Source organism: Lachnospira multipara ATCC 19207 (assembly GCF_000424105.1).
In the GTDB taxonomy this organism is placed as follows: domain Bacteria; phylum Bacillota; class Clostridia; order Lachnospirales; family Lachnospiraceae; genus Lachnospira; species Lachnospira multipara.
This window is the reverse complement of the sequence record NZ_AUJG01000011.1, coordinates 17,773-32,377: the sequence shown is the minus strand read 5'-3', so window position 1 is coordinate 32,377 and position 14,605 is coordinate 17,773. Positions and strand designations below refer to the sequence as shown.

Annotated in this window: 14 protein-coding genes; 4 read left to right on the top strand and 10 right to left on the bottom strand. The window is 35.8% G+C overall.

What is annotated here, in order from left to right:
• Nucleotides 1-308: 308 nt before the first annotated feature.
• The 4 genes from gltX to G600_RS0109025 all read right to left on the bottom strand — a co-directional run bounded on the left by gltX (nucleotide 309) and on the right by G600_RS0109025 (nucleotide 3,778).
• A complete protein-coding gene (gene gltX / locus G600_RS0109040) occupies nucleotides 309-2,006 on the bottom strand; it encodes a glutamate--tRNA ligase (RefSeq protein WP_027431653.1) in 1,698 nt (565 codons plus the stop codon).
• Between the two features lie 300 nt (nucleotides 2,007-2,306).
• Entirely contained in the window at nucleotides 2,307-2,624 is a 318-nt protein-coding gene (locus G600_RS0109035) for a hypothetical protein (protein ID WP_027431652.1), read from the bottom strand.
• A gap of 13 nt (nucleotides 2,625-2,637) precedes the next feature.
• Nucleotides 2,638-3,051 carry a hypothetical protein gene (locus tag G600_RS0109030; protein ID WP_051195452.1) on the bottom strand — a complete coding sequence of 138 codons (414 nt, stop codon included), beginning with the start codon at nucleotides 3,049-3,051 and terminating at the stop codon, nucleotides 2,638-2,640.
• Nucleotides 3,044-3,778: a DUF4417 domain-containing protein gene (locus G600_RS0109025; RefSeq protein WP_027431650.1), complete on the bottom strand. Its 735-nt coding sequence runs from the start codon at nucleotides 3,776-3,778 to the stop codon at nucleotides 3,044-3,046. The genes G600_RS0109030 and G600_RS0109025 overlap by 8 nt, the downstream gene beginning before the upstream one ends.
• A gap of 139 nt (nucleotides 3,779-3,917) precedes the next feature.
• Between G600_RS0109025 and G600_RS0109020 the strand changes: the two genes are divergently transcribed.
• The 3 genes from G600_RS0109020 to G600_RS0109010 all read left to right on the top strand — a co-directional run bounded on the left by G600_RS0109020 (nucleotide 3,918) and on the right by G600_RS0109010 (nucleotide 5,538).
• Entirely contained in the window at nucleotides 3,918-4,133 is a 216-nt protein-coding gene (locus G600_RS0109020) for a hypothetical protein (protein ID WP_027431649.1), read from the top strand.
• A gap of 155 nt (nucleotides 4,134-4,288) precedes the next feature.
• Nucleotides 4,289-5,008, top strand: coding sequence for a macro domain-containing protein (locus tag G600_RS0109015; RefSeq protein WP_027431648.1), 720 nt, complete (start codon nucleotides 4,289-4,291; stop codon nucleotides 5,006-5,008).
• A 14-nt stretch (nucleotides 5,009-5,022) separates the two neighbouring features.
• Nucleotides 5,023-5,538, top strand: a complete 516-nt coding sequence (locus tag G600_RS0109010) for a TIR domain-containing protein (protein ID WP_027431647.1) — start codon at nucleotides 5,023-5,025, stop codon at nucleotides 5,536-5,538.
• Between the two features lie 581 nt (nucleotides 5,539-6,119).
• Here G600_RS0109010 and G600_RS15095 read toward each other — a convergent pair.
• The 6 genes from G600_RS15095 to pheA all read right to left on the bottom strand — a co-directional run bounded on the left by G600_RS15095 (nucleotide 6,120) and on the right by pheA (nucleotide 13,393).
• Nucleotides 6,120-7,382, bottom strand: coding sequence for a glycoside hydrolase family 25 protein (locus tag G600_RS15095; protein WP_051195451.1), 1,263 nt, complete (start codon nucleotides 7,380-7,382; stop codon nucleotides 6,120-6,122).
• Nucleotides 7,383-7,418: 36 nt separating this feature from the next.
• Nucleotides 7,419-8,252, bottom strand: a complete 834-nt coding sequence (locus G600_RS0108995; RefSeq protein WP_027431646.1) for a Cof-type HAD-IIB family hydrolase — start codon at nucleotides 8,250-8,252, stop codon at nucleotides 7,419-7,421.
• A gap of 109 nt (nucleotides 8,253-8,361) precedes the next feature.
• On the bottom strand, nucleotides 8,362-10,116 hold the full coding sequence (locus tag G600_RS15090; RefSeq protein ID WP_051195450.1) for a cellulase family glycosylhydrolase: 1,755 nt from the start codon (nucleotides 10,114-10,116) through the stop codon (nucleotides 8,362-8,364).
• Between the two features lie 161 nt (nucleotides 10,117-10,277).
• Nucleotides 10,278-11,459 (bottom strand): phosphoribosylaminoimidazolecarboxamide formyltransferase, encoded by a 1,182-nt coding sequence (locus G600_RS0108985; RefSeq protein ID WP_027431645.1) that lies wholly within the window; start codon nucleotides 11,457-11,459, stop codon nucleotides 10,278-10,280.
• Between the two features lie 29 nt (nucleotides 11,460-11,488).
• The gene (locus G600_RS0108980) at nucleotides 11,489-12,205 is read right to left on the bottom strand and encodes an IMP cyclohydrolase (protein ID WP_027431644.1); all 717 of its coding nucleotides are present in this window, start codon (nucleotides 12,203-12,205) and stop codon (nucleotides 11,489-11,491) included.
• A gap of 57 nt (nucleotides 12,206-12,262) precedes the next feature.
• Nucleotides 12,263-13,393, bottom strand: coding sequence for a prephenate dehydratase (pheA, locus tag G600_RS0108975; RefSeq protein ID WP_027431643.1), 1,131 nt, complete (start codon nucleotides 13,391-13,393; stop codon nucleotides 12,263-12,265).
• A gap of 178 nt (nucleotides 13,394-13,571) precedes the next feature.
• Here pheA and G600_RS0108970 point away from each other — a divergent pair, with 178 nt between their 5' ends.
• Nucleotides 13,572-14,597, top strand: coding sequence for a DUF5050 domain-containing protein (locus tag G600_RS0108970; protein WP_027431642.1), 1,026 nt, complete (start codon nucleotides 13,572-13,574; stop codon nucleotides 14,595-14,597).
• Nucleotides 14,598-14,605: the final 8 nt, after the last annotated feature.

Below are 14,605 nucleotides of genomic sequence, written 5' to 3'. Positions count from 1 at the left end.
AAGCCCCAGAGTAAAACACTTCTGGGGCATAAATTCAGAATTTAGCCCTAGTTTTATTTAACGACAGGATGGTACAAATGAACTGTCACCTGTAGCAAGGTGCCCACGAAGTGGGCAGATCCCTTGCTACACGTGACCGCCTATTGCCGCTAGGCAACTCTTATGGCGGTCACTCCTTGTGAACGTCGACAAATTCGCTTTAGCTAATTTGTTGACATTCCTTGTGAAAAGAATCGCTCACGAAGTGAGCCAATTCCTTCTTCACAATATTTATTGGATTATTTTCTATTCAATTTTCTAGACTCATCTTACTTAATACAAGCCTGAATCTTCTCTCTCATTACATCCTCACCCATAATATGAACAATAGTCCAAAGGTCAGGTGTGTTAGCTCTACCAGTTACTGCAATTCTTACAGCTTCAGCAATATCTGAAACTGAGCCCTTGAAGTTTTCTGGATTAGCCTTATAAGCCTTCATATCTGATGCATATCCTAATTCATCAGCGATTTCCTTAAGCTTGTTAAACCAAGCTGAATTATCATCGTTATGGTCATACTTAGCAAGGTAAGCTGTTAAAATCTTGCTGATTTCTTCAGAATCTAATCTAAAGTCATCCTTTTCCTTACCATTCATATCAACTTCTCCACCTTCAATAAATGGTTCAGTTACTGCATCAATGCCAAAGAAGTAATCAAAGAGGTTAAGAATCTGTCTAGCATACATAAGATCCTTTCTTCTTCTCTTAGCACCAACACCCATGTATAAACGAAGAATAGAAAGCATCTTTTCCTTATCAGCAAACCAAATCTTAGCCTTCTCTGGTTCATTTTCCATAGCCCAGTTATAAAGGAATTCATAAACGTCTTCCTCAGATAACTTAGAGAACTCGTTCTTACAAATGTTATGAAGCTTTTCCTTATCAAAAAGAGCACCTGAAACACTCATCTTCTCAACTGTAAATGGGAATTCATTAATATCCTTATCAGGATACTTATCATGCCATTCCTCAAAGTTAGAGTTAAGAAGTGTAAGAAGATATACCTTCATTGTGTATGGATGGTAACCATCCTTACGGTAATAATCAAGGCTTAACTCTGGATCCTTTCTCTTAGATAACTTTCTCTTACCACCAGTTGTTTCATCAAACTTCATAAGGTGAGCTGTATGAGCATACTTAGGCATCTTAAATCCTAACACATGGAATAATTCATAGTGTGTAGGAACAGAAGATAACCACTCGCCACCTCTAATAACTGTTGTTGTTCTCATGAAATGATCATCAATTGCATGAGCAAAGTGATATGTTGGAATACCATCCTTCTTTAAAAGAACGATATCATGAATATTCTCTGGTAACTTAATTTCACCCTTAATGCTATCAACAAATGTGATTTCCTTATCTGGGCTACCCTGTGAACGAAGTCTTAATACATAAGGCTTACCTGCCTTAATATTCTCTTCGATTGTTTCATAAGATAAGTCTCGGCTAATAGCATACTTTCCATAGTAACCTGTAAGTTCCTTATTAGCTTCCTGCTTCTGTCTGATTTCTTCAAGTTCTTCCTCAGTTGCGAAACAAGGATAAGCTAAACCTCTTTCAACTAATGATTTTGCAAATGTATGATAAATCTCTACTCTCTGTCTCTGGAAATAAGGACCATAAGCATTACGAGGATCTGAATCATCGAAACCTGCACCCTCATCAAATTCAATATCAAAATATCTTAAAACGTTAATAATAATATCAACGGCACCGTCTACTTTACGCTTTTCATCTGTATCTTCGATACGAAGATAAAAAACTCCACCCTTTCTATGAGCAATTCTTTCATCAGCTAATGCTGAATAAAGGTTACCTAAATGAATAAAACCTGTAGGTGATGGAGCCATACGTGTAACCTCAGCACCGTTAGGTAACTTTCTATATGGGAATTTCTCTTCATAATACTCTGGTGTATGTTCTACATCAGGAAATAAAAGATTAGCTAACTTCTGATAATCCATAATATCCTCCTAAACTATTTTATAAGCTTTCGCCTATATCCAACTAAAAAAAATAGATTGAACTGTAAAAGACAATCCAATCTATTTTACACATTTTTTAGCATTTTTTCAACACGTTATTTTTCGCCAGCATTAATAATAGAAAAATAGTATGAGCCTGTTGCTGACGACAATATCGGCGATGTAATTGCTTATATACTTTCATTCTAAATGGGAGTATAATAAAAAACAGCGAAAACATGGTCTTTTCCTTGCTTTCGCTGTTATAAATAAAATGAGAATTTCATAAGAATAATTGCTTTATCGAGAGTTTTTTAGATACTTGGATTCGATTTCATACTCACTTCCGTATCGGTCTATCAATAGATTTAATGCCTTATCTATTTTAGATTGAAACGCCTCTTTCTCGTCATCTGAAGAAAAATCGTTGGAGGTAAATTCGCTTGGTGTATCTATGTATAATCCATCGAAAGTTTCCTGGATATCTAACAACAGATTATCAAGCTCTTCATCGTCTCTAAGTTCTTCCGGCAAATCATTGTCTATTAAAGAACCATCTTCATCATAACTCCAAATAGGATAACATTGATATTCAAGAGATAATTTTAATTTTTTCATGTGATTTCTCCTTTTAAATTGATTTAGGATTTGCACCAACGATATAGCCATTACTACCAATTGAAATTGCTACTCGTCGGGTCTTTCCTTTATAAATAAATTCATAAATTGGGCGCCCTTTTCCACGACCTTGATAGCCAACTATGGTTCCACTCTTTACCGCTTGCATAATATACTGTGGAATCTCATCTCGCGAAATATTTTGTTTTTCAAAGTCAGCTGCATGCTCTTCAATAATATGAGCCAAACCCGACGGTTTATTCCCGAGATGACCCTTTTCAAGCCATACTATGTTGCTATCAAGATCCTTAGTAATTGCAACAACGTCCTTTTTATTATATTTTACACCACTTGCATCTAATTGAGAAACAAGTGCTGCACCTTCACCTTTTGTACCGGAAAATTTTCCGCTAATTGCTTTACTCATTGGCTCTCCTTTCCGCAAAAGCTAAACTCGTTTTACTTGGATATGAGACAACCTTTATTCCCTGTTTTCTTAATTCATCAAAACAGGTGTAATTAGCAGATCCATAAACAATGATTGTGTGAGGATGAAGCTGCTCAACCATTTTAAACAACCCTTTTTCAAACAATGGTCTGTTTTCAAGATGCCTAATGCCGCTTGCCACAACACCTATTGCAAGCATACTGTTGCTTGGATTACCGTCGAAACAATATATCCAAGTTTCTTCAGTTCCCCAGCGGCAATTACTAATGACTGGAACGCCTTGCTTACCAGCCCAATATCCGAAGGCACACATACGGTAGTAATTCCACTTTTTAAGTGGTTCAGGAAAGTCAGCATAGGTTGAAAAATCCGGAGCTATAATTCCAGAAAAATGTTTAATGATTTCTAAGGCTTTTTGGGGATATAACCATATGCTACTACGCTTTCCGTCAAACTTTTGATCATCAATAAAGAAGTGAACAAAACCATCTACTTTATATTCTTTGTTTCCTCTTTGCATTTCTCTTTTGTGAATTGCTTTAGCATCATCAAAAGAAATAAGTTTTGACGGAATTTTTGAAGCTGTCGTAGGACATATCGGAATATCATTGACAGAGAATTTTGCACCCTCGACCATGAACGCATTCCAAATGTCCTGCAAACCACTTCTTGACACATTACTTTGTTTTGTAGAAGAATTATTCATTTATTCTTCCTCCTATAATAAAATTCATAACCAACTTGGTTTCTGTAATTTCATTTTAGGCTTGAAGAAAGAATAACTCGTTCCCACACGGTTACTATAAAGTTACGTTAAGTTACGATAGAAAGGAGAACAAAAGACAATGGCCTGCTTAACAGTTCTATTTAAAACCATAAAGCCATTTCACAAGAACCCTAATGCATCTGATGAAGATATGTTTAATGATTTCATTTCACCCTTAGTCTATGCCGGAAACATAAAGAACAAAAACAAAGAACCATTATGGCTTAATAAGGGACGCGTTAGCGAACTACTAAATCAGAAAAAGATGTTCCTAAAGCTTTACGGGATGCTTTAACAATAATCGGCATCGATGAAAAAATCGAATCACACTTCAAAGATTATATAGATGATTTTCTTGAAGAAGCAAAAATCCCAGCTTTACAAGACGCTCTATTCAATCTGTCCCATAAAACGGACAGCAGTCGTGATATCCTATATAAAGATAGGAATATGCTAGCCAAATTACTAACCCAAGAATTGCGTACTGCTATTTCTGAAAATAACAAAATTGATGAAACACCATCAATTATTTGGAAACGTGGAAAGAATCGCATAACGGTTATAGAGGGTGATTTATTCAAATTTGGTTTCAATAATCGTGGAAAAGACAAGAATATAGTTGTCATTCCTGTAAACACCTCATTTGAAACGCACGTCACAAGGAAATTCGAGGGCGAACCAAAACCTATAGTATCGGCAACATCTATCCATGGCCAATGGCTAACTAGGGCCGAACAATCAGGATTAATGAATTTAGATAAACGCATCCAGCGAAGTCTGGATATAGATGGTATAAAACCATCTTCAACATCCAAATCCGATAACACTAAAACTCAATGTTATCCCATCGGAACTATTGCTGTAATAGAAGACAAGAATTGCATTTATTACCTAACTGCAATTTCACAGTTCAACCAAAACAACAATGCCCAAAGTTCAGCTGAAGACATTGGTAATTCAGTAAAGACACTAGTCGAATATCATAACTCTCATGGTCAAGGATATTCCTTATATCTACCACTATTAGGCACTGGACTTTCTCGTGCCGGTTTATCTTATCAAGAATCTTATGACATCATTAAAGAAACTTTACTGAGTAACATACGGCTCATTCAAGGATCTATATTTATTGTTTTTCCACATGATGAGCTTACTGAAATAATTTTGTAGAAAGGAGGTCCCCTATGTATCGTACCAAAACATATTTAGCTGGCGATTGGACAGGAGATCAGAATTTAATTTCACAACTATATAAGTGGAATAATGACGATAGATTATTGCTGGATTTCGTCGATGCTCATGAACTAACCCAAGCAAGAGATACAAGCTTAGCCTGTAGCATTAAACGTTCCCTCTCTGAAAGATTGAATGCATCAAAAACATTTGTCTTAATCGTAGGAAAGAATACAGATAAGCTTACAAAAGGCGCTTGCAGATATTGTAATAATTACAGCTCCTATTTTAGCTCCTGCACCCATGGTAGTACCGTAGACCAACGCAGTTTCATCGAATATGAATGCGAAAAAGCTAAACGTGATAATCTTAAAATTGTGGTTCTTTATAACTACACATCCGTATACAAAGATAAATGTCCGGAGTGTCTTAGATACACTGGAACACATTTAAATGCCTATTATAAAGGCACTGATGGCAAATACTATTTGAACTATCAAGATATAAAAAAAGCCATTATGAATTAATAATTCATCATCTATTCTTCAATAGTATAGACATTATGTGATTTTATTGATTCAACACATTGTTTTACCTTATAGCATTGCCAGTGGCGATGATAATATCGTTGCCCTGGATGCTAATGGTAAATAATAATCGAATATTTGGAATTTGATACAGCAATTAAAATATCCAAGGAATTCTTTACAATGAGCCAATAAGCATTAAAATCATGAATCTAGGTATCTTGCTTATATAATAATAAATTATGGATTTGGGGCTAATTTCTCTTTTAACTGCCAGATTCTTCATATCTAGTCCTCCTTTTTTTATAATAAAAAGGGCTACATATCGAAATGTAGGCCTGAAATTGTACGATGTTCGAGTACTACTTTTATAGTACGCTCGCACTAATCAAGACATAGTTTCCAGCTTTCCTTGATTAGTGCTCTTTTTATTTTGCAGAACAAATTGATAGTATCATGCTTTAATTTTTTGTCAAATTTTTTATGATTTTTTGTACATTTAATAAGCAAAAAATCACAGCTTACCCTTCTAAAAAAAGATAAGCTGTGATAATTATTATGCTATTTAATTCTAATACTCATCAATTATAATCAAACAGGGCTATATCCATATCAACGTTTCCACTAATACCCGGTACGCTACCTGTAGATTTATACTGCCACATGCAATAAGGAATATCACTATAATTTAATAAGCCATCACCCTGCTGCCATGTTGCATCTGTGTTTTGATATTTATAAAGATATGTTGCAAGCCATACCTTATACTTACTTGTAAGTACAGATGTATTAACTGAATATCTCCAATCATTTCTATTAAAGTAAATCATTGGTGTATAGCCATAACTCTTTACTGTATCTGCAAATGTTTCACAAATTTCTGTTAAAGCAGTTGTACTTAAATTAGCTGATGCCACTCTGTAACCACTTGCTGATTCCCAGTCAAAAGCTACTGGATATGTAATATTATAATCTTTAATTAAATCTATACATAGGGAAGCTTCTTCATAGGCTTCTGTTACAGAAGTTGCCTGTGAGAAGAAATAAACTCCCACTTTTAATCCTGCATTAAGTGCACCTTGGATATTCTGTCTAAAGCATGAATCTTCATACAATCCACCATCACCAGTGTATCGTCCACCACATTTAATCATAACAAAACTAATACCAGATGCCTTTACCTGATTCCAATCAATAGAACCCTGCCACTTAGATACATCTATTCCATTTACAATAGTTGCATATTCTGTCTTAGTTGGTGTTGTTGCTGCCTCTGTAGTTGTAGGAGCCTGTGTTGTAGTTTCTTGTTGTGACGAACTTGTTTCCTGTGATGTTGTTGTTTCTTGATTTGTTGTCTCTTGACTCTGAGTTGCCCCACTTGTTGGAGCTTGTGTTTCTGGTGTTGGAGTTGCTACCATTGCTTCTGAATCATCAACAACTTCTACGTTACCACCCATTACTTCGCTTTTATTAGAAGTATCCACTTCTGCTACTTCCAATTCTTCTATAGGAATAACTTCAATTGTTCCGCTTTCTATCATATCACGAATTTTTTCATCTGTTACTGTTGTGTCTTCAGTAGCAATTTCAGTATCTGCTGCCACTTCTGTTGTCTCTTCTAATGTCTCTTCTGTTGTCTCTTCATTTTCAGTAATCTCTTCTGTTTCCATTGTAGCCTCGCTAGTTTCCTCTGCTACAACCTTTGAACTATTAGAATTAACTGCTATTACAGTTCCTGTTACTGCTGTTGCCGTAACTGCCGCTGCTGCAAGTCCAATCAAACTTTGCTTATAGTAAACAGACAAAAAGCCCTTTACCACTTCAAATAATTTGCCAAACTTCATAGTTGTCCTCCAAATTTTCAAGTCTAAGTTTTCAAGTTAAATAATTTCGAGGATATTTTTAAGTGCATAAACTACACCATCCTCGTCATTGGAAAGTGTTATATAATCAGCTTCTTTTTTAAGAGCATCATTGGCATTAGCTACTGCTACGCCTGCTCCCGCAAATTTGATCATATCTATGTCGTTATCTGCATCACCAAATGCTGCTATTAAATCCCTATCAATCCCTAAGTACTCTGAAAGGAATTTAAGACCTGACGCTTTTCCGCAATCCTTATAGGAAAACTCAAGCATTACAGGACTAGCACTTGTAATATAAACATCGGATGTTAAAGATTTTATCTCATCTATAATCTTTTCTCTAACATCAAAGTCTCCTAATATTATATTCATACAATCTAAATTGTCTTTATTATCTGAGATAAACTCTACAATGTTATCAATTGGATGTCTTGTTTTTCTTATGTATTCTACCGAACGTACTTTATCTCCTACGATAAGAGGATTCTCAATATAATCCTTTTGTGCGTAGGCCGTTCCATTAATAAAGCACTCAAATGTTATTTCTTTGTATTTTTTAGACATGCTTAAAATTAAATCCACAGAACTCGCTAATAATTTATAAGCCTTTATCAGCTCCTTGTTCTTAACTTTATAGATAGCCGCTCCATTACTTGTAATTGCATATTCAATGCCAGGAACTTTTAACACTTCTTCTGGAAGAGCATCAAATGCGCGTCCACTAGCAATACACACATTAACTCCATTATCCATGGCAGTCATTAAAGCATCTTTTGTTTCTTCGGATAATTTTCCATTATTATTCAGTGTTGTTCCATCTAAATCTAGAGCAATTAATTTTACGTCCATAAGCCTCCTATCTATCTTGACACAACATTGCATAGTATAGTCTCATTGAAAACTTTTGTAAACAAAATGTCCAATATTTTCAAAATTATTTTTTGAACAAAAGGGACATTTACTGATTTTTTATAGCTTTCATAAACCACTTTCCCGCATCACTATAATCATCTTCACTCCAACCGCTTGTTTTTGAACAAGAAGACTTAATAAGAGCTGAAGTTTCTTGCTTATTGCAAAGGCTCCAAGCTATGTAACTTATATTGTTTTCGTTTAGTAAATTAAGCCACGAATTTGCCCATGTATAATCAATTCCACCTGAACCTGAAGCATCACAAATGCTACATTCAGATACAAATACAGGAACTCCGTTATTAATGGCATATTTTAACTTATTTTGTATTGCTTCTTTATGAGTTGCAGCGTAAAAATGTAGGCTATAGCACACATTTGCATCATCAATAGTATTGCCTACAACTGCATCTACGTCCTGCGACCAAGTGTTGGTGCCAACAATAATTAGGGCCTGAGAATCATTTTCCCTAATAGCTGAAATAACATTTTCAGCGTAAGGCTTTATCTGACTTGACCACTCTGCTCCAACTGGTTCATTACAAATCTCATAAATTACATTTTCATAATCTTTGTATTTATTGGACATTTCTTTAAAGAAAGCAATAGCTTCGTCCTTGGTTTCATTAGGATTATAATTTAGAACATGCCAATCAATAATCACGTACAAACCTAGATTGGCTGCCGCCTTAACCCCTTCATCGATTTTGGATTTTAGACTTTCCTTATCCCCACCTGATAAATAACCAGCGTATTCCTTAGGGTACATGGCAATTCGAATTACGTTGATGCCCCAGTCATTCTTTAAAGTCGAAAGTGCCGCACTGTTTAAATACTCTGGAAACCAGGATATTCCATGTGTGCTAACCCCTCTTAACTGCACTTGGCTTCCGCTTAAATCCACCAAATGGCTTCCCGAAACTCTCACTCTGCCTGTTGGAATTCTTGCAGATCCATATGTGATTTGACTGTTATCCCCTGAATTTGCTGTTTCTTCATTATTTGTAACTGCACTATCTGCGCTTTTTGTGTCTTCTAAGGCAACGACTCCTGTAGTCACCTCTTCTTCATTAGTTGTAGCTTCTGTACTTTCTCTTTCCTTTGCCACTAATTCCTTAGATTCATTAGAATAATCAATTGCAGTTTTCGCTGAAGCCAAGGCTCCATTAGCATATGGAAAATGTAGTTCTGCCCCGATTAGTGCACATTTGCCACAATCTAAGAGCTCCCCTTCTTGATTTTCCTCTGCCACAGGCTCGCTTAGCTGCTCATTAGCTGCATTAGTTATACTTCCATTAGAGTCACTAGTTGAATCAGTAGCTGTGGTGTTTGTGATGTTATTTGATTCATTACTAGAACTTGTTGGATTTGTGGAAGAAGTTGTCTCATAACTTGTTACAATAGTTACATTTCCAAGACTTGTCTCCCCACTAGAACTAAGAATTAAGCCGACGTTAGAAATACTCATAGAAGCTTCAATCACTTGATTGTAAGACTCTGGACTTATCTGCCAGTAACTTCCGCAATCAGTGATACTACAGCACCAAGATTGGCTAAGGCTAAAAGAACCCTTATCTAACTTTAACTGCCAATCTGTTAGTCTTTTTGACAAATTGTTAGTTATTGTAATGTTAAACTGCGCAAAATACTCGCCGTTTGATTCCCAAGAATTTGACTTATCAATGCTTACAGTTGCATCATTGTCTGCTAATACCTTCTTATAGCAAAAGCCAAAATCTAGGGATACAAAAACTAAAACAAGAGCCAAAAGAACTGTTAAAATCCCTTTTTTTCTACTCATATTCACTTTTACCATCTCCTAAAATCTTAAATTCATTTTATCACAATACATTTAACAGGTAAAGAATTTAACCATTAAAAAAAGCCCAATCTATCATAGATTGGGCTTTTAAACTTTTATTTAGTTTATGTGTAAGGTTTCTATTATATATAAGTTTCTAATTAGTGATGGAATAAACGCATTCCTGTGAAGCACATTGCAATGCCTCTCTTATTACATGTTTCAATAACATTGTCATCTCTAATAGATCCGCCTGGCTGAGCAATATACTTAACACCTGACTTGTAAGCTCTTTCAATGTTATCGCCAAATGGGAAGAATGCATCAGAACCAAGAGCAACTTCTGTGTTACCATCAAGCCAAGCTCTCTTCTCTTCCTTTGTAAATACTTCTGGCTTAGAAGTAAATACTCTTTCCCACTCGCCATCACGAAGTAAGTCTTCGTATTCATCACCAATGTATAAATCAATAGCGTTATCTCTATCGGCACGACCTACATTTTCCTTAAATGGAAGGTTAAGTACCTTAGGATTCTGTCTTAAATACCAGTTATCTGCCTTAGAACCAGCAAGTCTTGTACAGTGAATTCTTGACTGCTGTCCAGCACCGATACCGATTGCCTGACCACCCTTAGCATAGCAAACTGAGTTTGACTGAGTATACTTTAATGTAATTAAAGCGATAATAAGGTCAATCTTTGCTGTGTCTGGAATTTCCTTATTGTCTGTGACAACATTTTCAAGGAGAGCCTTGTTAATTTCAAATTCATTACGTCCCTGTTCAAATGTTACGCCGTAAACCTGCTTTCTCTCGATTGGTTCTGGCTTGTAATCAGGGTTAATCTTAATGATATTGTAATTGCCCTTCTTCTTCTTGCTTAAGATTTCGAAAGCTTCGTCTGTGTAACCAGGAGCAATAATACCATCAGATACTTCGTGCTGAATAAGCTTAGCTGTTGTTACATCACAAACATCTGAAAGGGAAATGAAATCACCAAATGATGACATTCTATCAGCACCACGAGCTCTTGAGTAAGCGCATGCAAGTGGGCTTAATTCGCCGATTTCTTCATCTACCCAGTAAATCTTCTTCTCAACATCTGTTAAAGGAAGACCAACTGCAGCACCTGCTGGAGATACATGCTTAAAGCTTGTTGCTGCTGGAAGTCCTGTAGCTTCCTTTAATTCCTTAACTAACTGATAACCATTAAATGCATCTAAGAAATTAATATAACCTGGTCTACCGTTTAAGATTTCAACTGGAAGCTCTGATCCATTTTCCATGAAAATTCTTGATGGCTTCTGATTAGGGTTACAACCATATTTTAACTGAAATTCCTTCATTTTTACTTTCCTCCATATACTAACAATTATTAATTTGTGTGCTTATTAATAATTCTTGTTTCATACTTACCTGTTGCAATATCGATGTATCTAACAAATAAAGAAACCTTATTATCCTCATTTAAGTTTTCCCATACTGTCTTTGTAAATGTGTCGATATCACCTGATAACTTAACCCATGTAGGTTCTCCCTCATAGCTTGGAAGTGGGTTGCCATCACCCATATATGTGTGGATGTAGTGACCTTCTCCTGCCTGTGGAGCATCATAAGTAAATGTATATCTATTACACTGCTTTGGATTTCCGTTATGGCTCTTTAAGATTGACATAGCATAGTCGTACTTGCCTTCCTTAACTGTCATAAGACCTGAAATTCTAGGTGTGTAATTAGGAGCATCTGGTTCAAATTCTCTTTCTCTTAAAGATTCTTCAAAAGTCTGGCCCTTGCTCATATTATCAAAGATTGTGTCTGTCTGATCACCATTAGTAACTATTGTCTTATCGTCTAATACTCTAACTGGAGCATAAATAATAAGGCTTGGATCTTCTAACTTACTTGGGTCGTAAGCCTCAGTTCTAATGCCTTCGCCTTCTACTGCAAATACTCTATTACGGCTATTCTCACTTCTTCCCATAATAAAATATGCTGTTACAGCGTACTTGTTATCATCAGACATACCAATGACAATTCCTCTTCCTGGATATGAACATCCCAAAAGTTCTTTTTCAAGCGATTTGATTTCCATTTTCCTTCTCCTTAAAAAAAATAATTTATATTTAACCTGCTGGGGGTTAAATCAAAATTAATAGTTGCCTAACAGGCGAATTGATCTGCTCTCTTCCTCAATTCCTCTAAGAGCATTCATAACGCGTTGGTCATTTATATTTCCTTCTATATCAACGAAAAATCTAAATTCCCATTGGCGACCTTCTATTGGTCTTGATTCAATTTTAGTCATATTTAAACCATTATAAATTATATGGCTTAGTAAATTATATAGTGAACCTGGCTCATTGACGCATTCAAAAACAATGCTAGTTTTTTTAGCATTCTTTACGAATGTACGAGTCTTAGATACAATCACAAATCTTGTTGTATTATTGGCCTCATCAGCTATATCAGTCTTTAGGATTTCTAAGCCATATAGCTTAGCTGCCTCCTTACTTGCAATAGCCACATGAGAATTATCCTTATCCTCAAAAATCTTCTTAGCTGCAACTGCAGTGTTTGGCTGGCTGATTTGCTGCCAATCTTTATGTGATTCTAAAAATGATTCGCATTGTGTAAGGCCTTGAGCATGGGAATAAACTGTTGTTACCTTTGAAAGGTCAGTTCCTTTAAGTCCCATAAGAACGTGCTCTACCTTTACATACACTTCTGCGACGATATAGTTATTGTATTCCTGTAAAAGATCATAAACTGCTGTAATACTACCTGTTGTAGAATTCTCTATTGGAAGAACTGCGTAATCCGCCTTTCCCTCTTTAACGGCTTCCATGGCATCCTTCCATGTTGGAACATTGAAATTATCAACATCCTCACCAAAATAATCTAACATAGCCGCGTAGGCATAAGCCCCTGCAACTCCCTGATAAACTACCTTAGCGCCTTCTTTCTTTATCTCATCTACTGCTTCATAAGGTTCTCTTAAAGTCTGACCCATCTTCTCAAGAAGCATATACTGCCCCTTTCTTGAATTGGCCATGATCTGAGAGAACAAGTCAGCAATTGGATGCTTATTATCTTCTTTCTCTACTAGGGACTTAATCGCCTCTAGCTTCTGTCTTTCTCTCTCCGGATCTAGAACCTTCTTACCCGTCTCTATCTTGTACTCTGCTACCTGACTTGTAAGTCGCATTCTCTCCTCAAACAAGGAAACGAGCTGCCTGTCTATTCCGTCGATATTCTTTCTAATTTCACCTAAATCTAACATTTACTACTACCTCCCATGTGTCGCATTTCTGCCTTAGGATGTATTACATATTACACATGCCATTTCATTTTAACTTGAATTTATCTATTTAACAAGAGATATTTTTTATGTTATACTAAAAAAAAGTGAACGTATTAATTAAATAAATTATTTTTTTATAATAAACGGAGGTAGACACATGTCAAAGCCTGTAAAAATCGCCATAGCATCTGCTATTATAGCAATTGCTCTAATTGGATTTGTAACCTATGCCATTTTAAGTAGCAGGGTAACCTACAATAAAGACAATGCCACAGGTAACACCACCGGCAACTTAAACAATGGCGGCCTTTTTTGTGAATATGATGGAAAGATATATTTTGCAAATGCTGCAGATAAAAACACCCTTTATGTTATGAGTTCGGATTGTACTAATGCAAGAAAGCTAGTGGATGACTCCGTAGCCTACATTAATGTCTGTGGAAAATATATCTATTACGTTAGAAATAACTATTCTCCCGATGCCATTGCCATGGTATTTAAGGGACAGTTATATGGACTTTATCGCTGTAACCTTGATGGTTCACACATAGTGACTATCACTCAGGAAAAATCTGGAATGATAAGTTTATGTGGCAACTACATTTTCTATCATCATTATGACGACCAGACTGCTCTTACTCTTCAAAAGATTAAGATTGATAGGAAGGATAACACCTTTATTAGTGAGACAGAATATAATGTGGCAAATGTTTATGAGCAGAGAATTTATTTTGCTAATGAAACTGAAAGAAATAGGATTTACTATCTTGATACTAAAGACGATTCCCTTCATTTCTTCTATGATGCCAATGCATATCAGGTAGATTATGAGGGTAATTACATGTACTATATAGACCTTAGTAAAGACTATGCTTTAATGAGGCTAAATACTCAAACTATGGTACTTGAGCAGATATTTGCGCCAAACGATGCCAAGGTTATTAACTATAATGTCTATGGCACCAAGGTTTTTGCACAGGTTGAGGGTGATGGAAACACCACGGGACTTTATAGACTAAACATTGACGGTACTCAAATCGAATACATAGCCCAAGGTAATATTACAAATGTGCATTGTACCTCTAAGTATACCTTCTTTATGTATTACGCTGACCAGCAGACCCTTTATAGAGTTCCTACAACGACTACATTTTCTAAAGTCGAAATTATTACAGTAAAATAATTACAAAA